Genomic DNA, 20920 nt, shown 5'->3' with positions numbered 1-20920 from the left:
CCCGCGGGAGGGTCCGGCTGTCGGTGTTCTCGGGGGCGGTGCCCGGTGACCTGGCACACTGCGCGTCATGCGGCAGTACCCGAGCATCTCCGAGAAGCACCGGTCCTTCATCGAGCGCCAGCACATGTACTTCGTCGGCACGGCGGCGCGTGACGGGCGGGTCAACGTCTCGCCCAAGGGCCTGGACTCCCTGCGGGTCCTCGGCCCCCAGCGGGTCCTGTGGCTCAACGGGACGGGCAGCGGGAACGAGACCGCGGCCCACATCCTCGACTCGCCCCGGATGACCCTGATGTTCTGCTCCTTCGAGGGCAAGCCGCTCATCATGCGGCTCTACGGCACCGCCCGTGCCATCCACGAGGGGGACCCGGACTGGGAGGAGGCCCTCGCCCACTTCCCGCCGATGAGCGGTGCCCGCAACGTCTTCGAGCTGCAGGTGGACCTCGTCCAGACCTCGTGCGGCTTCGGGGTGCCGCTCTACGAGTACGTGGAGCAGCGCGACCTCATGCCGGCCTGGGCGGACAGCCGCGGCCCCGACGCGGTCCGCGACTACCAGCAGCAGAAGAACCGGGTGAGCATCGACGGCCTGCCGACCGGGCTCCCTACGGGCTGACCGCGACGAACCGGGCGTCGACCTGTGCCGTGATCTCGATGTCCTCCGGGACGAGCTGCAGGGTGTCTCCCGCCGGGGCGGCCATGGCCCGCGCGAACGGTGCGCCGCCGTCGTCGACCGGGTGGAGCCCGTCCCCGAGCATGCCGGCGTCGGCGAGCGCGACGGCACGGACGCCGTCGAGCCCGAGCGCCGCGGCGTAGGCGCCGGCCTTCACCCGGGCCTGCTCCACCGCCCCGGACCGGGCGCGGTGCTCGAGCTCCTGCCTGCGCGCGGCGGTCAGGGCCCACTCCACCCGGTCGACGCCGAACCCCGGCACCGTGGCCGCCTCGGACAGCCAGCGGCTCAGCCGGGTGAAGTCGCGGAACTTCACGCGCAGCTCGGTGCGGGCGTGATGGACGAGCGGGAGCTGCTTGCCCTCCGTGTTCCACGGACGCTGGGCCCAGGTGCGGACGTCCTGTGCGGACCACCAGGTCACCGGCCCGTGCGCGGGGTCGTGGAGTGCCGTGACGCTCGTGTGCAACCGGCTCGCCTGCTCGGCGACGGCGGCGTACACGCGGTCCGCGTCCGGGCCCTCGAGGCCGATCCGGGCGTGGACGGTGGCGCGCTCGGCCGGGTGGAACATGCGGCTCGAGCCGCGGACGGTGATCTCGACGTCGCTCACGGCTCGCACGCTACCCCGGCGAGGGCCGGTGGAGGGGCGCCGGGCTGTCACCCGCCGAGCTGGTCACCCGTCACGCGGGAGAACACCCACTCGTGGACGTCCTGCCACACCGCGCCCAGGCCCAGGGCGGCGCCGGCAGCGACCACCGCGCAGCCGAGGACGAAGAGCGCCAGCAGCACCAGCGCGCGCCGCAGCCGGACCTCGGCCTCCTCCAGCGGGACGGGGACGGGGACCATCACGACCTCCCCTCGGCCAGGACGCCGCGGAGCACGGTCCGGGACGTCGTGACCCCGAGTCGGACGAGCAGCACGCCACCGACGATGCTCGCCGCGGTGATGAGGACCGAGACGGGCGCGGTGACGACGGCGATCCCGACGAGCGGGAGGACGAGCGTGCCCGAGGCGGCCACCGCGATGACCGTGACGACGACGAGGGGCTTCATCACGGTGCGGCGCTGGGCCGCGACCATCGTCGCCTCCGGCATCCCGAGCCGGTCGAGGCTGCGGTAGAGCTCGGCGCGGTCGAGGACCTCGGCGGCCTGGGTGACGCCGGCGGACACGGCGACCATGAGGAAGGTGGCGACGAGCGTGATGACGATGCCCGTCTGGACGTCCACGAGGAGCATCTGGTCGTCCCGGCTGCTCATGTCGGCGCTCACGCCCATGACCGCGACGCCGCTGCCGGCCACGACCGCGACGAAGCACGCCATGACCACGCCGCTGACCTGCCGCCACACCGCCTTGGGCGACTGCGCCATGCTGCGGGCGGCCAGCAGCTGCGCCGGCGTGTGCGCCCGCCGCAGCTGGCGGCGTGCGAGCCGCGCGACCACCCACGGGCCGAGCAGGTTGAGCACCGCGAGCACGCCCCCGAAGCCCCCGAGGAGGACGGCCATCATGACGGCGAGGTCCGCATAGCTGCCCTGCATCGCGACGGCGGCGGCGCCGATGACGACGACGCTGACGGCGGCCCGCACCCACCCGATCGTGGGGGCGTCGGTCCGGCGCCGGACCCCGAGCGGGGAGATGCTCACCTGCCGCAGGCCGACGACGGCGCTCACGGCGGCGAGGAGCACGACGGCGAGGACCGCGAGGGCGACGAGCCATGGTGCCAGCCAGAAGGCGCTGCCGATCGGCTCACCGCGGAAGTGGATGAGCTGGACGAAGGGAGCGAGGACGACGTACCCGACGACACCGGCGAGTGCGCCGGTCAGCGCGACGGTCGCCGCCTCGAGCACGGTCATCCTGGCGACCGTCGCCGTCGTCGCCCCGAGGAGGCGCAGCGTGGCGAGGCGGTCGTCGCGCCGTCGGGCCGAGAGCCGTGCCGCGGCGCCACCGAGGGAGGCGAGCGGGACGACGAGCAGGACGACGGCGAGTGCCGCGAAGAGCTGGTAGGAGAGCGCGTAGCTGTCGTCCCACTGGCGGAAGGACAGGGCGCCGGCGAGGACCACGAGGAGGAGCGTCGTCGTCGCGGCGAAGGCGACGACCGGCAGGAGCAGCACCGCCGACCGCGCGCTGCCCCGACGGGCGAGGAGCAGGCCGACCGGGATTACCACTCCGGCGCCGCTGCCGGGCGGCGGCGGGGGCGGAGCCTGCGTGGGCGCGGGGGACGGGCCCGTCACGGTGCTCATGAGCGGGCGTCCCCGACGACGCGCCCGTCCCGCAGCCGCAGGACGCGGGAGCACTGCGCGGCGACCGTCTCGTCGTGGGTGACGACGACGAGGGTGCGTCCCGCGCCGGTCGTGGCGTGGAGCAGGGCCTGCATGACCTCGCGGGAGGTGTCGCTGTCCAGGGCGCCGGTGGGCTCGTCCGCGAAGACGACCTCCGCGCCGGTCACCTGCGCCCGGGCGATCGCGACGCGCTGGGCCTGACCGCCGGAGAGCTGGCCGATGCGGCGCTCCTCCATCCCGGCCAGGCCGAGGTACTGCAGCCAGACGGCGGCGTGGTGCTCGGCCGCCGGCCGCCCGACCCCCTGGAGCATGAGCGCCATCGCGACGTTCTCCACGGCGGTGAGCTCGGGGATGAGCAGGCCCTCCTGGAAGACGAAGCCGAGGCGCTCGCGGCGCAGCCTGGAGCGCTCGGCGTCGGACAGTGAGCTGATGACGACGGGGCCGTGGCTCGTTGCGAGCAGGACCCGGCCGCTGCTCGGCCGCACGATCCCGGCGAGGCAGTGGAGCAGGGTCGTCTTGCCGGAGCCGGAGGCTCCCATGACGGCGACCGACTCCCCGGCCCGGAGGTCGACGTCGACACCGGCCAGCGCCGTCGTCATCCCGTAGGTCTTGGTGAGCCCGCGGGTGCTGAGGACCGGCACCGCGGTGGTGGTGGGTGGTGGCGGGGCGGGGGTGTGGGCTGTCATGGCTCCAGCGTCCGGCCGCGACCCCCCACGACGCGTCGGGCGGTGGACTGATCCCGCGCCGTCGCCGTCCCCTCCCGGGTGGAGGCCGTGTCCACCGAGGGGTGGACACGCTGCGGATGCAGGGCCCGCGTCCCCGGCGGATCCTGGAGGCCCGACGAGAAGGAGGCGGCACATGCCCGGCAAGCAGGACCCCGGCCCCAGCGTCAAGGACAAGGAGCTCTACGAGTCCCTCCGCGACGAGGGCAACTCCAAGGAGAAGTCGGCCCGCATCGCCAACGCCGCGGCGAACAGCTCGCGCAGCGACGTGGGGGAGAAGGGCGGCCAGTCCGGCTCCTACGAGGACTGGACGGTCGACGACCTCCAGGACCGCGCGCGGGAGATCGGCATCGAGGGCCGCTCGAGCATGAACAAGGACGAGCTCATCAAGGCCCTCCGCAACCACTGACCTCCCCGACCAAGAACCCTCCGCCGACAGCTGAGTTGTTACCGGCGGGCGGCTGCCACCCCAACCGCTCCTGACGCCTCCCGCCCCGACCCCTGCGCCGAGAGCTGAGCTGTTACTCCAGCCCGGAGCACCGGGCTCCGTAACAACTCAGCTGTGGGCGCGACATGGAGTCGGGAGAAGGGGCTTTGGTCCCGGGGGTGGGCGACCTCACCATGCTCCCAGATATATGCATGCTGCATGTAAGGGTTATCGTTGGTCATCGTGACCGCAGCTCAGCACGACGCCCTCGAAGGCCTCATCGACGCGCTGGCCGACCTCACCCGTCGCCACCGCAACCTCACCGTCCGCCTTTCCCGGGAGTCCGGCCGGCCCGCCTCCCAGGTGGCCGTCCTCGCCTCCCTCGCCCGCCAGGGCGAGTGCCGCATCGCCGACGTGGCCGAGGACCTGCTCGTCGACCCGTCCGTGGTGAGCCGGCACGTGAGCCCGCTCGAGCAGGACGGCAGCGTCGAGCGCCGTCAGGACCCGGCGGACGCGCGAGCCGCGCTCCTGCGGCTCACGCCCAAGGGACAGGACGCGCTCACGGCGATCCGTGAGCTGCGCCGTCGCCACCTCGAGTCCGCCCTCACCGACTGGAGCGAGAACGACGTCGCCCAGCTCACCGACGTGCTGGGCACGGTGGCCCGCTTCCTCGACGCGACCCAGGAGGTGACGCGCTGATGGCGCGCCCCGACCGCATGCCCCGCCCCGCCCGCCGCACCGAGGCGGAGGAGACCAAGCACCGCGAGGTCATGAAGGTCTTCACCGGTCTGCTGCTCGCCCTCTTCGTCGCCATGCTCTCCGGCACGATCGTCGGCAACGCGCTGCCCGTCATCATCGCCGACCTCGGCGGCACGCAGCTGCAGTACACGTGGATCGTCACCGCGGCCCTCCTCGCCTCGACGGCGAGCACCCCGATCTTCGGCAAGCTCGCGGACCTCTTCGACAAGAAGAAGCTCCTCCTGCTCGCGATCGGGCTCTTCAGCGTCGGCTCGCTGCTCGCCGGGTCCGCGCAGAGCGCGAACACGCTCATCGCCTACCGCGTCATCCAGGGCGTGGGCATGGGCGCACAGATGGCGCTCGTCCAGACGACGATCGCCACGATCATCTCCCCGCGTGAGCGCGGGCGGTACAACGGCTACATGGGCGCCGTCATGGCGGTGGCGACCGTGTCGGGCCCGCTCATCGGCGGCGTCATCGTCGACACCCCGTGGCTGGGCTGGCGCTGGTGCTACTGGAGCGCCATCCCCTTCTCGCTCATCGCGATCTGGGTGCTCCACCGGCGCCTCCACGTGCCGCCGAGCACGCGCCGCAAGCCGAAGATCGACTACTGGGGCGCGGCCCTCATCGTCATGTCCGTCACCCTCCTCCTGCTCTGGCTGTCCTTCGTCGACACGAGCTTCGCGTGGGTCTCGTGGCAGTCCGCCGCCATGCTCGGCGGCGCGGTCCTCGGGACGGTCGCCTTCGTCCTCGTCGAGCTGCGGGCCGCCGAGCCCGTCGTGCCGATGTGGATCCTCACCGAGCGCACCACCGCCCTGAGCATCGTCGCGAGCTTCGCCGTCGGCACCGTGATGTTCGCCGCCCCGGTCTTCCTCGGCCAGTACTTCCAGATCGGCCGGGGCTACGGCCCCACCGAGTCGGGCCTGCTCATGGTCCCGATGATGCTCGGCGTCTTCCTCTCCTCGACCATCGCCGGCCGGCTCGTCAGCGCGCGTGGCACGTGGAAGCGCTACGTCGTCGGCGGCATCACGATCCAGGCCGTGGGCGTCGCGCTCATGGCGACGATCGGGGTGTCCACGCCGCTGTGGGTGCTGGGCATCTACCTGGCGCTCATGGGCATCGGCCAGGGCGCCTCGATGCAGAACCTCGTCCTCGCGGTCCAGAACACGGTCTCGCTCAAGGACATGGGCGCTGCCAGCTCGGCTGTCGCCTTCTTCCGCTCCCTCGGCGGCGCCATCGGCGTCCAGGTGCTCGGCGCGGTGCTCTCCGCGCACATCGCCACCCTCCTCGTGTCCCGGCTCGCGGACGCGGGCATCCCGGCGGGCTCGCTGGCGGGCGGCGGTAACCTCGACGTCGCGGCCCTGCCCGACGACGTCGAGGCGATCGTCCGCAGCGCCTACGGCGACGGCATGGACCTCATCTTCCTCATCATGGGCGTCCTCGCCGTCATCGCCCTCGTCGCCGCGATCCTCATGAAGGGCTCCACGCTGCGCGACACCGTGGACCTCGAGGTCAAGCGCGCCGTGCAGGACGTCAAGAGCGAGCTCCCCGCCGACGACACGGCCGAGACCGGCGACGACGAGGGCCCGGCCCGCAGGGCCAGCTAGACGCTGCCGTCCCGCGAGGCCGGCTAGACGCTGCCGTCTCGCGAGGCCGCGAGCCGCTCCGTCACCCACTCGATGGCGGTGCTCTCGTAGGCCTCGCGCGCCGGTCCTGGCGACAGGGCGAGGTCGTGGACCCCGCCGTGGACCTGGACGACGCTGACGTCCGGGCCCAGGCGCGGGGCGCGGTCCACCATGTGCCGCACGTCGAGGACGCAGTCGGCGCTGCGCAGCTCCTCCGCGGTGGGCGAGGACGGCGAGCCGGAGCGGGTGGAGCAGCACAGCAGCACCGGCACGTCGACCGCCAGCCCCCGCGCCACCCGCGCGTGCTCGCGGCGCACGCTGGCGGCCATCCCCGCGCGCATCGGGAAGCCCTCGACCGGCTTCCACGCGAGGTCGTAGTCCCAGCCCTGCTCGCGCAGCCACCGTCCGTACGGCTCGTCCAGGTGGCTGACGACGACGCTCGGCAGCCACCGGGCGAGCAGGCGGATGACCCGGGTGAGGATGACCCGCTCCGTCCACGGCCCGTTGTGCTCGAGCCACGGGCTGTTGAGGACGACGGCGTCCACCTGTCCCGGGTGGCGGTCGACCCAGCTCACCGCGATGAGACCGCCGGTGGAGTGGCCGAGCAGGACGACCTGCTCGTGCCCGTCGGCGCGGATCGCGTCCAGCGCGACGCCGATCTCCTCGTCGTGGTGGTGGAGGTCGCGCACGTCCCCTGCGCGGGCCTTCTCACCGAGCGCCCGCCCGCTCATCCGCAGGTCCAGCGCGTAGAAGTCGAGCCCGGCGGCCACCCACCGCTCGGCGTGGTCGGCCTGGAAGAAGTAGTCGGTGAAGCCGTGGAGGTAGAGCACGGCCTGCCGGCTCGTCGGCTCACGCCGGTGGACGAGGACGGCCTCGGGCTGCCCGTCGTAGTCGGGGGAGGGACGCAGGGCGATGCGGCGCTGCACCCAGGGCTCACCGAGGGCGTCGGGCAGGGGCGGGGAGAGGCGGGCGGACATGGCCGCATCCTCGCAGGCGTCTGGGAGGATCGGGGCCATGACTCGGGGGAGACGTCGGACCGTGCCGGCAGCGCTCGCGCTGCTGCTCCTCGTCGGCGGGTGCGGGGGAGGTGGGACGGAGGATCCGGAGGGTGCGCCGTCGTCGTCCTCGCCGCCCGCGCCCACCGAGGAGGTGAGCATCGCCGACGGCGTCACCCTCCCGCAGACGCGGGCGGGACAGGCCACGGCGTGGGTGCTCGAGCAGCTCGCCGCGGACGAGGGGCCCGGCGCCGAGGAGGCACAGGAGCGCTTCGCCGAGCCCTTCCTCGCGGAGGTGCCCGCGGCTCAGGTGGCCGCCGTCTTCGACCAGCTGCGGGCGGGTGGCCCCTACGTCGTCGAGGGGTACGAGGGCACCGAGGACGCCGCCCGGCTGCCACTCGCGGCGGAGGACGGCCGCTTCCTCCTCCACGTCGTCACCGAGGCCGACGGCCGGATGAGCACCCTGTTCTTCGAGGCGACGCGCGCCGTCCCGGACGTCACCTCCCCGGAGGACCTCGACGCCGCGCTCGCGGGCCTCGACGCCGAGACCTCCGTCCTCGTCGCCGACGGCGCCACCTGCGAGCCCCTCCACGAGCGGGAGTCCGACGTCGCACGGCCGATCGGCTCGATCGTCAAGCTCTACGTCCTGGACGCCGTGCGCCAGGCCGTCGCCGACGGCACGCTCGCGTGGGAGGACACCCTCACGCTCACCGACGACCTGCGCTCCCTGCCCTCCGGCGTCCTCCAGGAGGAGCCCGCGGGCCACGAGGTGAGCGTCCGCGACGCGGCCGAGCTCATGATCTCCATCAGCGACAACACGGCCACCGACCTTCTCATCGACGCCGTGGGGCGCGAGGCCGTGCTCGCGGCGGTCGAGCGGCTCGGCCACCACGACCCCGCGCTGCTCACCCCGCTCGTCACCACCCGCGAGCTGTTCCAGCTCGGCTTCACCGACCCCGGGCTGCGCGAGCGGTGGGCCGCCGCCGACGCCGCCGGGCGCGAGGAGATCCTCGCCGGGCTGCCCGGCGGCGAGGTCGCCGTCGACCCGGCGCTCGCCCAGGACGTCATCTGGCCCGACGGGCTCGACTGGTTCGCCACGGCGCAGGACCTGTGCCGCGCGCACGCCGGCCTGCAGGAGAGCGGCGACGAGACGGTGCTCGGCATCCTCGCGCTCAACCCGGGCATCGAGGCGCCCGAGGGCTGGGAGTACGTCGGCTTCAAGGGCGGCAGCGCGCCCGGTGAGATGGCAGGCTCGTGGTACCTGGGGTCGGCGGACGGCGAGGGGTACGCCGTCGTCGTCCAGATCGCGGCGACGGACGTGGCCGCGGTGCCCGACGCCGGGTGGATGGTCGGCGTCGTCGGCCAGACCGCCGAGGTGCTTGCCGAGGAGGAGTGACATGCGGCGCTGCTACGTGACCGTCACCGGCCGGGTCCAGGGGGTGGGGTTCCGCATGGCCTGCGCCGCCCAGGCCGAGCGCGCCGGTGTGGCCGGCTGGGTGCGCAACCTGCCCGACGGGCGGGTGGAGGCCGTCCTCGAGGGGGAGGAGACCGCCGTCGACCAGGTGCTGCGCTGGCTGCACGAGGGACCGTCCGCCGCGCGGGTCGAGGACGTCGACGTGCGCGTCGAGCAGCCCCAGGGGGAGCAGGACTTCCAGGTCCGCTAGCGGGTCAGTACTTCTGGGCGATGACCGTGACGGCGTAGGGCACGCGGTCCTCGCTCCAGGCGAAGCCGTAGCCCACGTGGGTGTAGGTGTCACTGAGCATCCACGGCCGGTGGTTGGGCGACTGGGTCCACCACGTGTGCAGCCAGGTGAGCAGCGTGTTGAAGTTCATCGACGCGCCACCGGTGTTGCGCACGATGAGCTCGCTGCACGAGCCCCAGGCCCCCGTGCTGTAGCCACGGCATCCGACCTGCTGCGTCATCCGGGGGTTGTGGGCGCTGGTCATGCTGGCCGGCTCCCAGTCCGCGAGGTGGTTCGCCCAGCCCTGGGCGACGCCCTGCAGGTGGGTGTTGTACGCGACCGGCGGCAGACCGTTGGCCTGGCGGAAGATGTTGAGCAGGGCGAACAGCGTGCTACGGGCCGTGCCGGTGTCGCCGGGCGGCGGGGTGGGCGTCGGCGTCGGCTTCGGAGTCGGGGTCGGGGTGGGCGTCGGCGTCGGCGTGGGCTTCGGCTTCGGCGTCGCGGACGGCGTGGGGCTGGGCGTCGGCGAGGGCGTGGGCTTCGGAGTCGCCGACGGCGTGGGAGTCGGCGTGGCGCTGGGCGTGGGGCTCGGCGCCGGGGACGGAGTGGCCGACGGGCTCGGGCTCGGCGTGCTGCCCTCCTCCGGAGAGGTGGGCTCAGCGGCCGACTCCTCAGGGGTGGGCTCCGGGTCCGCGGTGGCTGGTGCCTCCGGTGCGGGCGCGGGGGCGGCCGTGAGCGGCGGCTCCGGCTCCTCGGTGGGCTCGGGCTCCGGCTCCTCGGTGACCTCCGGCTCCGGGGACGGCTCCTCGGTCGCCTCGGGCTCCGGCGCGGGCGCGGTCGTGGGCTCCGGCTCGGGGAGCGTCTCGGCGCCGTCGTCGGGCACGAGGACGGGGTTGTCCCCGCCGGGCGTGGCGACGGGGCTCTCGTTCATCGCGACCGCGGGCGCGGCCTTCTCGGGCCGCTGCGCGCGCGACGCGAGGGAAGCCGTGCGGGACTTGGTGGCGTCCGCGGCGGCGGCGAGGGCGGCCTCGGCGACACGCTCCTGGGCGGCGTAGTCGGCCAGCGAGATGCTGATGTCCGCGCGGTCCGGCGTCATCGTGACCACGGTGCCGCCGGTCATGTGCGCCGGCATGCCGCTGGCCTCGAGCGGCAGGAGCACCCAGGCCGGCAGTGTCGGTGCGGCGGTCACGGTGCTCGCGAGCACCGTGAGGGTGAGGACGAAGGAGGCCGCGACGGCGCCCACGCGCGAAGCGGTGCGGCGCGGACGGCGTGCGCCGGTCCGTGCCTGTGCGTCAGATGCCACGACGGCTCCTCCTCCGCCTGCGCACGCGTGCGTCCCTGCCCGTGACTAGCCGAGGCGTCGACGGCGGGAGGGTGCAGCGGGCCGTCGAGCCATGTGTCCGCGCTCAGGTTAGACCCACGGGCCTCACATGTCACATTGGTAACAGGAGTAACACCCTGAGCGCACAGGCCCACTGGTCCGGAACGCACTGTGCGCCCGCCCGGTCACCGTGCGCCCCGTGGACCGGGCGCACAGTGCACCGGACGGGCGCACAGTGGAGATGGGGCGGCTCAGACCACGCCGTAGAGGCGGTCTCCGGCGTCGCCGAGGCCGGGGACGATGTAGGCGTTCTCGTCGAGGCGCTCGTCCACGGCGGCGGTGACGATCTTGACCTCACCGCGCGTCCCGACCGCCTGCTCCACGGTCCGCAGGCCCTCGGGTGCGACGAGCAGGCAGATGGCCGTGACGTCGCGGGCGCCGCGGTCGAGGAGGTACTCGATCGCCGCGATGAGCGTGTTGCCGGTCGCGAGCATGGGGTCCAGGACGAAGACCTGGCGGCCGCTGAGGTCCTCGGGCAGCCGGTTGGCGTAGGTGATCGCCTCGAGGGTCTGCTCGTCGCGCTGCATCCCGAGGAAGCCGACCTCTGCGGTGGGGAGCAGGCGGGTCATGCCGTCGAGCATCCCCAGTCCGGCGCGCAGGATCGGCACGACGAGCGGACGCGGCGCGGCGAGGTGCGTGCCCGTGGTGCGCGCGACCGGCGTGTCGATCTCCACCTGCTCGGTCTGCACCTCACGGGTCGCCTCGTAGGCGAGGAGGGTGACGAGCTCGTCGACGAGCAGCCGGAAGGTGGGCGACTCGGTGCGCTCGTCCCGCAGGACGGTGAGCTTGTGGGCGATGAGCGGGTGGTCCGCGACGTGCAGGCGCATGGGTAGAACGTACCGGTGCCAGGGCGGCGGCGTGCAGGATGGGACCCATGGCACCGTGGACCGTGGCGATGAACACTGCCCTGGAGCTCGCCGAGCGGGCGCTCGCGGGCGGGGACGTGCCGGTCGGCGCCGTCGTCCTCGACCGGGACGGGAGGGTGCTCGCGACGGCGCACAACCGCTGCGAGGTCGACCGGGACCCCACCGCACACGCCGAGGTCCTGGCGCTGCGCGCCGCGGCTGCCGCCACCGGGGACGTCCGCCTCGAGGGCTGCACGCTCGTCGTCACCCTCGAGCCCTGCACGATGTGCGCCGGCGCGGTGGTGCTCTCGCGGGTCGACCGGGTCGTCTTCGCAGCCTGGGACCCCAAGGCCGGCGCGTGCGGCTCGGTCCGCGACGTCGTCCGGGACTCGCGGCTCAACCACCGGGCCGAGGTGGTCGGCGGCGTGGAGGAGGAGCGCTCGGCGCGCCTGCTCCGCGACTTCTTCGCCGCCCGCCGCTGACGCCTCTCTCCCTCACCGACAGCCGGATTCCTCCGAGACCGCCTGCGCGTGTTCCGCGCACAGGTTCCGGCGGCTCCAAGTCGGGCGACAGCTGTCCCGGCATGTCGCCCGCGTGTCGCGAACCTGTGCGCAGAACAGCGACAGCGACGCCGGTGCGCCGCGGGAGACCCTAGCCGTCGGCGTGGCGGGATGGCAGCATCCGGGCGAGGTAGGGCAGGGCGAGGGTCGTGCTGACCTCGACCTTCGCCGTCGCGAGGTCGTCCCCGCGTGTCTCGCCCCGGGTGAGGATGACGACCGGCTTGCCGGACTTGGCGGCCTGGCGCACGAAGCGCAGCCCGGACATCACCGCCAGCGAGGAGCCGGCCACCAGCAGGGCGTCGGCCTCGTCGACGATTCCCCGGGCGTGCTCCACCCGCTCCCGCGGCGTCGTGCCGCCGAAGAAGACGACGTCGGGCATGAGGGTGCCGCCGCAGCGCGGGCAGGGCGCGACGCGGAAGTCGGCGGTGCTCTCCAGGGCGGCGTCGGCGTCCGGGGCGACCTCGACGTCGTCGACGTGCCGCTCCCGCCAGCCCGGGTTGAGCGCGGACAGGGCCTGGTCGTGGGCCTCCCGGGAGAACGTGCGCCCGCAGTCGCGGCAGACCACCTGGTCGAACCGCCCGTGGAGGTGGACGACGTTGCGGGACCCGGCCTTGAGATGGAGGAGGTCGATGTTCTGGGTGACGACCCCGTTGACGGTGCCCTCGTACTCCATGAGCGCCAGCGCGGCGTGGCCGGCGTTGGGGTTGACGTCGCGCAGGTGGCGCCAGCCGAGGTGGTTGCGCGCCCAGTAGTGGCGGCGGTGCTCCTCGGTGGCGATGAACTCCTGCAGCGTCATCGGCCGCCGCGGCGGGGAACCGGGGCTGCGGTAGTCCGGCACGCCCGAGTCGGTCGACAGCCCGGCCCCGGTCAGCGCCGCCACCCTCGCTCCGGACAGGAGGTCGACGACGGGAGCAAGCGCGGCCGGGACGTCCTCCGGCTCGGGCCGGGCGGCGTCGGCCGGCGGCGCGACGATGAGGGGGCGTAGCGGGTCCACCGGCCGAGGCTAACCCCGGCCCCGCCGGTCCGCTCAGCCGGCGAAGGTGCCGATCTGCTCCCGCAGCGAGTGGACCATCTCCGCGAGCGTCGAGCCCGCGCCGGTGGCGGCCGTGATGGTGCCGACCTGCGTGTCCATCTCGCCGACGAGCCGGGCGATCCGGTCGATGGTCGCGGCGGCCTCGTGGGCCGAGGCGATGGCGGTCTCCATCTGGGCGCCGATCCGTGCGGCGGACGTGGCTGTCTCGTCCGCGAGCGAGCGCACCTCGTGGGCGACGACGGCGAAGCCGCGGCCGGCGTCGCCCGCCCGGGCGGCCTCGATGGTGGCGTTGAGCGCGAGCATGCGGGTCTGTGCGGCCACCGTGCTGATGAGGGTGACGGCCTCGGCGGTGGCGGCTGAGGCCTCCTCGAGCTCACGCATGGTGCCCAGTGCCGCGTGCGCCTCGCCGACGGCGGCTGCGGTCGACGCCGCCAGGTGGCTCGTCGAGGACGCGACCTCACCGAGGTCGGCGGTGACCTGCGCGGAGGCGGCCAGCGCGGAGTCGGCGAAGCTCGTCCGTGCGTCGACCTGCTCCGCGAGCCGCCGGGCACCGTCCTCCATCGACGCACGCCCCGCGTCGATCCGAGCGGCCCCCTCACGGAAGCTGCCCGGCATGCCCTGCTGGAGGAAGCGGCGGTGGAAACGTCCGTCCGCGGCGGCGGTGAGTGCCGCCTGGGACTCACGGACGAAGGCGTCGGTGACGTCGAGGAGCCGGTTGACGCCGTCGCGCAGCGCCTCGGCGGGGACCTCCTCGCCGAGGGCCGGCACGCGGGCCTCGAGGTCACCGGCGGCGGCGCGTTCGACGACGGCGGTCACGGCGGCCTGGGCGGTGCGGTGGGTGGCGAGCTCCGCCTCGAGCGCGGCGATCCTGGCGGCGTCCTGCTTACGGCTCATGCCTGCCCTCCCTCGACGAGGGTCCAGACGAGCTCGTCATAGAGCTGCCCGTCCAGCAGCTCCTCGAGCGCGGCGCGGGACGCCGCGGCCGCGTCCACGGCCCGCCGGTGACCGGCCTCGGCCGCGCGCATGCGGGCGTAGACCTTCTCGACCTGCGCGACCGCGACGGGCGAGGGGGACCGGCGGCTGGAGTGGTAGCCGACGACGGCGCCGCGGGCGTCGCGGGTGGGCGTCACGTGGGCGAGCACCCAGTAGTGGGCGCCGTCCCTGGCGAGGTTGTTGATGTAGGCGAAGATCTCGTCCCCGCCCTGGATGGTGTCCCACAGCAGGTGGAAGAGGCCGCGGGGCGTCTCCGGGTGGCGGATAAGGCTGTGGGGCTGGCCGAGGACGTCGTCCTCCTCGTACGCCGAGACCCGGAGGAAGACGTCGTTCGCGTAGGTGATCCGGCCTTTGAGGTCGGTCTTGGACACGATGATCTCGTCCTCACCGAAGGTGCGCGCCACTCCTGTCGGCGCCGTTGCTCGCACGGGTCTGGCCCACCTCTCGAAAGACTGCTTTCCCTTCAGGCCGAACGATCGGCAGAAGCGGGCCCGTCCTGAGGGAACGGGGCTGAGGTGAGGCCCACAGCGCCGCGGCCGGCCGGGGATTAGTTGCTCGGGCGGGCTGGCCGGTACACTCGGTCGCCGAGGTAGCGTGTCCGAGCGGCCGAAGGTGCAGCACTCGAAATGCTGTGTGGTGCAAGCCACCGTGGGTTCAAATCCCACCGCTACCGCCAGCGCGGCCCGGGTCCCCCAGCGGGGGCCCGGGCCGTTTGCCGTTCCTCAGCGCGCGTAGCGCCGGACGAAGTTCGTGAGGATCTGTCCGGCCGCGGAGACGTCGGCGGCCGCGACCTCGCGGTGGACCTCGTCGAAGTCGTCGGGGTCGAAGTAGCCGGCGTGCCGGTAGACGGTCATCCGCTCGACGAGCGCCTCGAGGGTGAGCTCGGGGTGGAACTGGGTGCCGTAGAGGTTCGAGCGCACCCGGAACATCTGCACCGGGCAGTGCTCGGAGGTGGCGAGGATGACGGCGCTCTCCGGCAGGTGCGTGCACGCCTCCTTGTGACCGACGAACGCCTGGAAGGACGTCGGCAGCCCCGCGAGGACGGGGTCGGCTCGGCCCTCGTCGGTCAGCGAGATGACCGGCGCGCTGATCGGCTCGGAGTAGGTGCCGTCGAGGACCCCGCCGATGTGCCGGGCGAGCGTGCCGATCCCGTAGCAGGCCCCGAAGAAGGGGTAGTCGCGCTCCACCAGGACGTCGAGCAGGCCGCTGAGCTCGGCCTCCACGCGGCGCTGGGTGTCGCTCTTGTGCTCGTCGGGGACCGAGCTGGTGAAGGGGCTGCCGCCGAGGATGATGCCCGAGTAGGCCTCGAGGTCGAGGTCCGGGAGCGGCTCGGCCTCGAGCCGCAGCCGCTCGAGCTCGGCCTCGGCGAGTCCGCCCAGCGCGAGCATCGACGCGTACTCCGAGTCGGCGGCGTCGTCCTCGGAGCGGGTGGAGATCAGCAGGAAGGGCTTCACGTCCGCAGGCTACCTGCGCGCCGCGGCTCGCTCAGATCAGTGTCCGCGCGGAGAGGAACAGGAGGAACAGCCCTGTCCACACTGCGGTCATCGCGTACCCGAGAGCGAGTCCGGCCACCGCGAGCCCGCGTCCGCCCTCGTAGGAGGTCCGCAGCCGGTGCAGGCCCAGGTGCCCGAAGGCGATCGCGACCAGGCACAGCCCCGGCACGACCACCCCGAGGACCCCGAACACCATCGTCGTGACCGCGACGCGGTCGTTGCGGTAGGCGGGGCTGTCGTAGCCGGCCCCGCCGAGCACCCGCTCGCGGTGGCGCTCGCTCGTGCCGAACGCGGACGACGACGGCGTCACGTACGGCGACGGCGCCGGTGCGCCCCCGTAGGGCTCGCCCACCGGGACCGGTGCGCCGGCGGGGGCGTAGGGCTCGGCCCGCGGCGCACGGTCGTCACGCCCGGGTGCGCGCCACTGACCGTCGTCCACGCGTCAAGGATTGCACGGTGGGACACGGCCGGGGCGGGGCCCGCGGTGGCGCTACTCTTCCCGGCGGCGTACACACCTGCGGCGAAGGGCACGGACATGGCGATCTGGACGGTTCACGGGGACGGGGTCCGAGTCGGACCGGGCGAGGTGGTCGGCCCCCGCGAGCGGCTGAGCTGGCCGCGGACCATCGGGATCGGCTCCCAGCACGTCGTCGCGATGTTCGGCGCGACCTTCCTCGTCCCGCTCATCACGGGCTTCCCGCCGTCGACGACGCTCTTCTTCTCCGCCGTCGGCACGATCCTGTTCCTCCTCATCACGCGCAACCGGGTCCCCAGCTACCTCGGGTCGAGCTTCGCGTTCATCGCCCCCATCGGTGCGGCGACGCAGGTGGGCGGGATGTCCGCCGCGCTCGGCGGCATCCTCGTCGTCGGCGTGCTCCTCGCCCTCGTCGGGCTGCTCGTCCACTTCGCCGGCTCGCGCTGGATCGACGTCGTCATGCCGCCGATCGTCACGGGCACCGTCGTCGCCCTCATCGGCTTCAACCTCGCGCCGAGCGCGTGGAACAACGTGAGGACGGCGCCGGCGACGGCCCTGGTGACCATCGCCGTCGTCGTCCTCGTCACGGTGCTGTTCCGGGGGATCCTCGGCCGGCTCGCCATCCTCGTCGGCGTGCTCGCCGGCTACGTCGTCGCCGTCCTGCGCGACGAGGTGAGCTTCACGCGCGTGGAGCAGGCGGACTGGCTCGGGCTGCCGACCTTCACCGCCCCGAGCTTCGACCCGGCGCTCCTGGGCCTGTTCGTGCCGGTCGTCATCGTCCTCATCGCCGAGAACATCGGCCACGTGAAGTCCGTGGCCGCGATGACGGGGGAGAACCTCGACGACGTGACCGGCCGTGCGCTCCTCGCCGACGGCCTGGCGACGACGCTCGCCGGTGCCGGCGGCGGCTCGGGCACGACGACCTACGCCGAGAACATCGGCGTCATGGCCGCGACCCGCGTCTACTCGACCGCCGCCTACGGCGTGGCCGCCGTCGTCGCGCTCGTCCTCAGCATGTCCCCGAAGTTCGGCGAGCTCATCAACACCGTCCCCGCGGGTGTCCTCGGCGGCGCCGCGACCGTCCTGTACGGGATGATCGGCGTGCTCGGTGCACGCATCTGGGTGCAGGCCAAGGTCGACTTCTCCGACCCCGTCAACCTCACGACGGCCGCCATCGCCCTCATCGTCGGCATCGCGAACTACACGTGGGTGGCCGGGGACCTGCGCTTCGAGGGCATCGCGCTCGGCACGGCCGCGGCGCTCGGGGTCTACCACGTCATGCGGGCGCTGGCCCGGTGGCGCGGGACGACGGCGGAGCCGGCGAGCCCGGCCTCGGTGCCGGACGCCTCGCGCGAGGGCTGAGGCCCGAGGGACCAGGGGACGGCGGAGCGGCTCAGCCCTCCGCCGTCGCCTCCTCGTCCTCGGCGGGGTCGCTCGGGACCGGGACGGGCGTGCAGCCCGGCGGCGGGGGGAGCGGCTGCTCGGGGTCCACGGCCGTCTCCTCGGGCGCGGGCACCTCGCTGAAGGCACCGCCGAGGACGACGTCGATGGTGGCGTCGTCGCGCCCGTCGAGCGACACGGTCGAACCGGGCACGATCTGGGCGACCGTGTAGGCGGCCTGCAGGCCGCGCGGTCCGCTCACGATGTTCGCGACACCCTCGAGGTTGCCCCCGTAGTTCGCCTCCTGGGAGATGACGACGCCGTACTGCGCCAGGCCGCTGGCGGTGCGGGCGGCGAGGCCGGTCTCGTCCGTCGCGTTGTACACGTTCGCGGTGATCTCGCTGTAGGGCGCCGGGAGGGCGTCCACGGGCGGGCAGGGCACGTTCGCGCTGGCCGCGTCGGTGGGCTCCGGAGAGCTGAAGGGGCGGGCGAAGGGTGAGGGGATCACGTTGCCCCACATCGCGGCGGCCACCAGCGCCACCGCGAGCATCGCGGTGATGATGATCCCGAAGATCAGGGTCTGGCGCTGCTGGAGATGGCGGCGACGGGCGGCACGACGGCGCGCGGCCTCGGCTGGGTCAGTCGTCACAGAGGCCAAGGTAGTGCGTGGGCGCTCCCCGGCGTGAACCCGTCACTCGGCGGGTCCGTGAGACGCCCGGTTCAGCCGGCGGACAGGACCGTCCCGTCGAGGTCCAGCTCGAGGACCCGCGCGTGCACGTGGAGGCGTTGCTGGAGGGCCGCGCGCAGCGCCCGGTGCAGCCCGTCCTCGAGGTAGAGGACGCCGCGCCAGGAGACGACGTGGGCGAAGAGGTCGCCGTAGAAGGTGGAGTCCTCCGCCAGGAGATGGCGCAGGTCGAGCTCGCTCTTGGTGGTGACGAGCTCGTCCAGCCGGACCTGCCGCGGTGCGACCGCGGCCCAGTCGCGGGTGGTCTCCACACCGTGGTCCGGGTAGGGACGGCCATCGCCGACTGCCTTGAAGATCACCCGTCGATAGTAGGTGCGACCCGCGGGTTTCGGGAGGTGGCGGGACGAGGGGGCGGACTACCGGTGCCCTGCCCGCCCGAGCCGCCGGGCGAGGTAGGGCGCGGTGACGCTGTCCGCGCTCCTGGCGACCTCGGCCGGTGTGCCCGCGGCGACCACCCGTCCCCCCGCATCACCACCGCCGGGACCCAGGTCGACGACCCAGTCGGCGGACGCGATCGTGTCGAGGTCGTGCTCGACCAGGACGACCGTGCTGCCCGCGTCGACGAGCCGGTGGAGCTGTCGCAGCAGCAGCGTGACGTCGGCGGGGTGCAGGCCCGCGGTCGGCTCGTCGAGCAGGTACAGCGCGTGGTCGCGCCGGGCGCGCTGCAGCTCGGTGGCGAGCTTGATGCGCTGTGCCTCACCGCCGCTGAGCTCGGTCGCCGGCTGGCCCAGGCTCAGGTAGCCCAGGCCGACGTCCCGGAGGGTCGCCAGGCTGCGGAGTGCCGCCGGCACGTCGGCGAGGAACGTCGCGGCGTCGTCGACCGACATCGCCAGCACCTCGGCGATGGTCCGGCCCCGGTAGGTGATCTCGAGAGTCTCGGCGTTGTACCGCGCGCCGTGGCAGGTGGGGCACGGCGCGTACGTGCCCGGCAGGAAGAGCAGCTCGACGGAGACGAACCCCTCGCCCTCGCAGGTCTCGCACCGGCCCTCGGGGACGTTGAAGGAGAACCGGCCGGCGGTGTAGCCGCGCGCCCGGGCCTCGTCCGTCGACGCGTACAGCCGGCGGACGGCGTCGAACATCCCGGTGTACGTCGCGAGGTTGGACCGGGGGGTGCGGCCGATCGGGCGCTGGTCGACGAGGACGAGCCGGTCGAAGGCCTCGAGGCCCGCCGCGTCCCGCAGGTCGAGCGCGACTGCCGCGCCGTCGTCGTCCTCGGGCGTGACGCCGAGGTGGCGGCGCACGACCTCGGCGAGCACCTGCGTGACGAGGGTGGACTTCCCGGAGCCGGAGACGCCGGTCACCGCGGTGAGCACGCCGAGGGGCACGTCGACGGAGACGTCGCGCAGGTTGTGGCGGGAGACGCCGCGTAGGTGCAGCCAGCCCTGCGGTGCGCGGGCGGGCCGCTCCAGCGGTTCCGTCCGCCCGAAGAGGTGCAGGCCGGTGGCGGACTCCGCCACCTCCTCGAGGCCCGCGACCGGGCCGCTGTAGAGCACGCGTCCGCCGCGCTCGCCCGCGCCGGGGCCGATGTCGACCACCCAGTCGGCCCGGCGCACCACGTCCATGTCGTGCTCGACGACGAAGAGCGAGTTGCCCGACGCCTTGAGCTGGTCGAGCACGTCGAGCAGCGGCTCGGCGTCGGCCGGGTGCAGCCCCGCGGACGGCTCGTCGAGCACGTAGACCACACCGAAGAGCCCCGACCGCAGCTGGGTGGCGATCCGCAGGCGCTGGGCCTCGCCCGGCGAGAGGGTCGTGGAGGGGCGCGCGAGGCTGAGGTAGCCCAGGCCGAGTCCGAGGAGCACGTCGATGCGGGCGACGAGGTCGGCGCTGAGCCGCATCGCCACCTCGGTCGACTCCCCGGAGCCGGCGCCGGGGGTGGCGGCGGCCGCCTCGGGCAGGGCAGCGACGGGGCGCAGCAGCTCGGCGACCTCGGCGAGCGGCATGGCGCCGACCTCGGCGATCGAGCGGCCGGCAAAGGTCACGGCGAGCGCCGCGGGCCGGATGCGGCCGCCGTGGCACTCGGGGCAGGTGACGCTGCGGACGAACTGCATCGCCCGGTCGCGCATCCGCTGGCTCTTGGAGCTCGCGAGCACGTGCATGACGTGCTTGCGCGCGCTCCAGAACTTCCCGTAGTAGCCGTGGTCGATGCGGCCGGGCTCGGGGGCGACGAGCACCGAGGGCTGCTCGTCGGTGAAGAGCAGCCAGTCCCGGTCCTCCGGGCTGAGCTCGCGCCAGGGCCGGGTCACGTCGATGCCCAGGCCCATGACGACGCTCCGCAGGTTCCTGCCCTGCCAGCCGCCGGGCCACCCGGCGATCGCGCCGTCGCGGATGCTGAGGGAGCGGTCGGGGACGAGGAGGTCCTCGGTGACGTCGTGCACCTCGCCGAGCCCGTGGCACCGCGGGCAGGCGCCCGCCGCGGTGTTCGGGGAGAACGCCTCGGCGTCCAGCCGTGCCGCCCCCGGCGGGTAGGTGCCCGCCCGGGAGTAGAGCATCCGCAGCAGGTTGGAGAGCGTCGTGAGGGTGCCCACCGTCGAGCGGGAGCTCGGGGCGCCGCGGCGCTGCTGGAGGGCGACGGCGGGCGGTAGGCCGGTGACCTCCCGCACGTGCGGTGCCCCCACCTGCTGGAGCAGGCGGCGGGCGTAGGGCGCCACCGACTCGAAGTACCGGCGCTGCGCCTCGGCGTACAGGGTGCCGAACGCGAGGGAGGACTTTCCGGACCCCGAGACACCGGTGAAGGCGACGATCGCGTCCCGGGGGAGGTCGACGTCGACGCCTCGCAGGTTGTGCTCGGCGGCGCCCCGGACGCGCACGAAGGGGTCGGTCGCCTCGTCTGCCACGTAGGCACCGTAGGCACGGGCCGGCTCGGCGTGCCACCCGGTCGCGACCCTCGGG

23 protein-coding genes and 1 tRNA gene are annotated in these 20920 nt (G+C 73.6%); 9 read left to right on the top strand and 15 right to left on the bottom strand.

Going from position 1 to position 20920, the window contains the following annotated elements:
• Positions 1-67: 67 nt before the first annotated feature.
• A complete protein-coding gene (locus H9624_RS10910) occupies positions 68-610 on the top strand; it encodes a pyridoxamine 5'-phosphate oxidase family protein (protein ID WP_251839916.1) in 543 nt (180 codons plus the stop codon).
• On the opposite strand, the gene H9624_RS10905 is transcribed toward H9624_RS10910, so the two are convergent.
• The 4 genes from H9624_RS10905 to H9624_RS10890 form a co-directional block, all read right to left on the bottom strand.
• A complete protein-coding gene (locus tag H9624_RS10905) occupies positions 600-1271 on the bottom strand; it encodes an SIMPL domain-containing protein (RefSeq protein ID WP_251839915.1) in 672 nt (223 codons plus the stop codon). The two genes, H9624_RS10910 and H9624_RS10905, sit on opposite strands and share 11 nt — an antisense overlap.
• 47 nt (positions 1272-1318) lie before the next feature.
• The gene (locus H9624_RS10900; RefSeq protein WP_251839914.1) at positions 1319-1510 is read right to left on the bottom strand and encodes a hypothetical protein; all 192 of its coding nucleotides are present in this window, start codon (positions 1508-1510) and stop codon (positions 1319-1321) included.
• Complete coding sequence (locus tag H9624_RS10895) at positions 1507-2823, bottom strand: FtsX-like permease family protein (RefSeq protein WP_251839913.1); 1317 nt, start codon at positions 2821-2823, stop codon at positions 1507-1509. Before H9624_RS10895 ends, H9624_RS10900 begins: the two co-directional genes overlap by 4 nt.
• Before the next feature lie 71 nt (positions 2824-2894).
• On the bottom strand, positions 2895-3623 hold the full coding sequence (locus H9624_RS10890; protein WP_251839912.1) for an ABC transporter ATP-binding protein: 729 nt from the start codon (positions 3621-3623) through the stop codon (positions 2895-2897).
• 172 nt (positions 3624-3795) lie between these two features.
• On the opposite strand from H9624_RS10890, the gene H9624_RS10885 reads away from it, so the two are divergent.
• The 3 genes from H9624_RS10885 (at position 3796) to H9624_RS10875 (ending at position 6431) form a co-directional block, all read left to right on the top strand.
• Positions 3796-4068, top strand: a complete 273-nt coding sequence (locus H9624_RS10885) for a DUF7218 family protein (RefSeq protein WP_251839911.1) — start codon at positions 3796-3798, stop codon at positions 4066-4068.
• A 261-nt stretch (positions 4069-4329) separates the two neighbouring features.
• A complete protein-coding gene (locus tag H9624_RS10880) occupies positions 4330-4785 on the top strand; it encodes a MarR family winged helix-turn-helix transcriptional regulator (protein WP_251839910.1) in 456 nt (151 codons plus the stop codon).
• Positions 4785-6431 (top strand): MDR family MFS transporter, encoded by a 1647-nt coding sequence (locus tag H9624_RS10875; RefSeq protein ID WP_251839909.1) that lies wholly within the window; start codon positions 4785-4787, stop codon positions 6429-6431. The genes H9624_RS10880 and H9624_RS10875 overlap by 1 nt, the downstream gene beginning before the upstream one ends.
• A gap of 23 nt (positions 6432-6454) precedes the next feature.
• Here the strand turns inward: H9624_RS10875 and H9624_RS10870 are convergent, their stop codons facing one another.
• A complete protein-coding gene (locus tag H9624_RS10870) occupies positions 6455-7426 on the bottom strand; it encodes an alpha/beta hydrolase (protein ID WP_251839908.1) in 972 nt (323 codons plus the stop codon).
• A gap of 37 nt (positions 7427-7463) precedes the next feature.
• On the opposite strand from H9624_RS10870, the gene H9624_RS10865 reads away from it, so the two are divergent.
• Both H9624_RS10865 and H9624_RS10860 read left to right on the top strand, forming a co-directional pair.
• The gene (locus tag H9624_RS10865; protein WP_251839907.1) at positions 7464-8840 is read left to right on the top strand and encodes a serine hydrolase; all 1377 of its coding nucleotides are present in this window, start codon (positions 7464-7466) and stop codon (positions 8838-8840) included.
• Position 8841: 1 nt separating this feature from the next.
• Positions 8842-9108: an acylphosphatase gene (locus H9624_RS10860; RefSeq protein WP_251839906.1), complete on the top strand. Its 267-nt coding sequence runs from the start codon at positions 8842-8844 to the stop codon at positions 9106-9108.
• 4 nt (positions 9109-9112) lie between these two features.
• Here H9624_RS10860 and H9624_RS10855 read toward each other — a convergent pair whose 3' ends face one another.
• Positions 9113-10429 carry a CAP domain-containing protein gene (locus tag H9624_RS10855; protein WP_251839905.1) on the bottom strand — a complete coding sequence of 439 codons (1317 nt, stop codon included), beginning with the start codon at positions 10427-10429 and terminating at the stop codon, positions 9113-9115.
• 269 nt (positions 10430-10698) lie between these two features.
• Positions 10699-11334 (bottom strand): uracil phosphoribosyltransferase, encoded by a 636-nt coding sequence (upp, locus tag H9624_RS10850; protein ID WP_251839904.1) that lies wholly within the window; start codon positions 11332-11334, stop codon positions 10699-10701.
• A gap of 47 nt (positions 11335-11381) precedes the next feature.
• On the opposite strand from upp, the gene H9624_RS10845 reads away from it, so the two are divergent.
• On the top strand, positions 11382-11834 hold the full coding sequence (locus H9624_RS10845) for a nucleoside deaminase (RefSeq protein ID WP_251839903.1): 453 nt from the start codon (positions 11382-11384) through the stop codon (positions 11832-11834).
• A gap of 169 nt (positions 11835-12003) precedes the next feature.
• Here the strand turns inward: H9624_RS10845 and H9624_RS10840 are convergent, their stop codons facing one another.
• Genes H9624_RS10840 through H9624_RS10830 form a run of 3 tightly spaced genes read right to left on the bottom strand, consistent with a single transcriptional unit; the run spans position 12004 to position 14366 of the window.
• Positions 12004-12906 (bottom strand): Sir2 family NAD-dependent protein deacetylase, encoded by a 903-nt coding sequence (locus H9624_RS10840; RefSeq protein WP_251839902.1) that lies wholly within the window; start codon positions 12904-12906, stop codon positions 12004-12006.
• A 33-nt stretch (positions 12907-12939) separates the two neighbouring features.
• Positions 12940-13839, bottom strand: coding sequence for a methyl-accepting chemotaxis protein (locus tag H9624_RS16570; RefSeq protein ID WP_286011080.1), 900 nt, complete (start codon positions 13837-13839; stop codon positions 12940-12942).
• Positions 13836-14366, bottom strand: coding sequence for a PAS domain-containing protein (locus H9624_RS10830; protein WP_251839901.1), 531 nt, complete (start codon positions 14364-14366; stop codon positions 13836-13838). Before H9624_RS10830 ends, H9624_RS16570 begins: the two co-directional genes overlap by 4 nt.
• Positions 14367-14526: 160 nt before the next feature.
• Here H9624_RS10830 and H9624_RS10825 point away from each other — a divergent pair.
• Positions 14527-14614: transfer RNA gene (locus tag H9624_RS10825), tRNA-Ser, on the top strand.
• 46 nt (positions 14615-14660) lie between these two features.
• Here the strand turns inward: H9624_RS10825 and H9624_RS10820 are convergent.
• Together H9624_RS10820 and H9624_RS16915 are read right to left on the bottom strand one after the other, a co-directional pair.
• Positions 14661-15392, bottom strand: coding sequence for a glutamine amidotransferase (locus H9624_RS10820; protein WP_251839900.1), 732 nt, complete (start codon positions 15390-15392; stop codon positions 14661-14663).
• 31 nt (positions 15393-15423) lie between these two features.
• Entirely contained in the window at positions 15424-15870 is a 447-nt protein-coding gene (locus H9624_RS16915) for a DUF4190 domain-containing protein (RefSeq protein WP_251839899.1), read from the bottom strand.
• 96 nt (positions 15871-15966) lie between these two features.
• On the opposite strand from H9624_RS16915, the gene H9624_RS10810 reads away from it, so the two are divergent.
• On the top strand, positions 15967-17268 hold the full coding sequence (locus H9624_RS10810) for a uracil-xanthine permease family protein (protein WP_251839898.1): 1302 nt from the start codon (positions 15967-15969) through the stop codon (positions 17266-17268).
• A 31-nt stretch (positions 17269-17299) separates the two neighbouring features.
• Here the strand turns inward: H9624_RS10810 and H9624_RS10805 are convergent, their stop codons facing one another.
• The 3 genes from H9624_RS10805 to uvrA all read right to left on the bottom strand — a co-directional run bounded on the left by H9624_RS10805 (position 17300) and on the right by uvrA (position 20865).
• Complete coding sequence (locus tag H9624_RS10805; protein WP_251839897.1) at positions 17300-17935, bottom strand: LytR C-terminal domain-containing protein; 636 nt, start codon at positions 17933-17935, stop codon at positions 17300-17302.
• A gap of 71 nt (positions 17936-18006) precedes the next feature.
• On the bottom strand, positions 18007-18330 hold the full coding sequence (locus H9624_RS10800; protein WP_251839896.1) for a type II toxin-antitoxin system VapB family antitoxin: 324 nt from the start codon (positions 18328-18330) through the stop codon (positions 18007-18009).
• A gap of 57 nt (positions 18331-18387) precedes the next feature.
• Positions 18388-20865, bottom strand: a complete 2478-nt coding sequence (gene uvrA, locus H9624_RS10795) for an excinuclease ABC subunit UvrA (protein ID WP_251839895.1) — start codon at positions 20863-20865, stop codon at positions 18388-18390.
• Between the last annotated feature and the right edge of the window lie 55 nt (positions 20866-20920).

The organism is Oceanitalea stevensii (genome assembly GCF_014837105.1).
Classification (GTDB): domain Bacteria; phylum Actinomycetota; class Actinomycetes; order Actinomycetales; family Actinomycetaceae; genus Oceanitalea; species Oceanitalea stevensii.
The sequence above is the reverse complement of the archived record's forward strand: the minus strand, read 5'-3'. Positions and strand labels throughout refer to the sequence as shown.

Coding starts and splice junctions, on each gene's coding strand:
- H9624_RS10910 (WP_251839916.1), top strand. CDS start 68: ATGCGGCAGTACCCGAGCATCTCCGAGAAGCACCGGTCCTTCATCGAG.
- H9624_RS10890 (WP_251839912.1), bottom strand. CDS start 3,623: ATGACAGCCCACACCCCCGCCCCGCCACCACCCACCACCACCGCGGTG.
- H9624_RS10885 (WP_251839911.1), top strand. CDS start 3,796: ATGCCCGGCAAGCAGGACCCCGGCCCCAGCGTCAAGGACAAGGAGCTC.
- H9624_RS10875 (WP_251839909.1), top strand. CDS start 4,785: ATGGCGCGCCCCGACCGCATGCCCCGCCCCGCCCGCCGCACCGAGGCG.
- H9624_RS10870 (WP_251839908.1), bottom strand. CDS start 7,426: ATGTCCGCCCGCCTCTCCCCGCCCCTGCCCGACGCCCTCGGTGAGCCC.
- H9624_RS10865 (WP_251839907.1), top strand. CDS start 7,464: ATGACTCGGGGGAGACGTCGGACCGTGCCGGCAGCGCTCGCGCTGCTG.
- H9624_RS10860 (WP_251839906.1), top strand. CDS start 8,842: ATGCGGCGCTGCTACGTGACCGTCACCGGCCGGGTCCAGGGGGTGGGG.
- upp (WP_251839904.1), bottom strand. CDS start 11,334: ATGCGCCTGCACGTCGCGGACCACCCGCTCATCGCCCACAAGCTCACC.
- H9624_RS10845 (WP_251839903.1), top strand. CDS start 11,382: ATGGCACCGTGGACCGTGGCGATGAACACTGCCCTGGAGCTCGCCGAG.
- H9624_RS16570 (WP_286011080.1), bottom strand. CDS start 13,839: ATGAGCCGTAAGCAGGACGCCGCCAGGATCGCCGCGCTCGAGGCGGAG.
- H9624_RS10810 (WP_251839898.1), top strand. CDS start 15,967: ATGGCGATCTGGACGGTTCACGGGGACGGGGTCCGAGTCGGACCGGGC.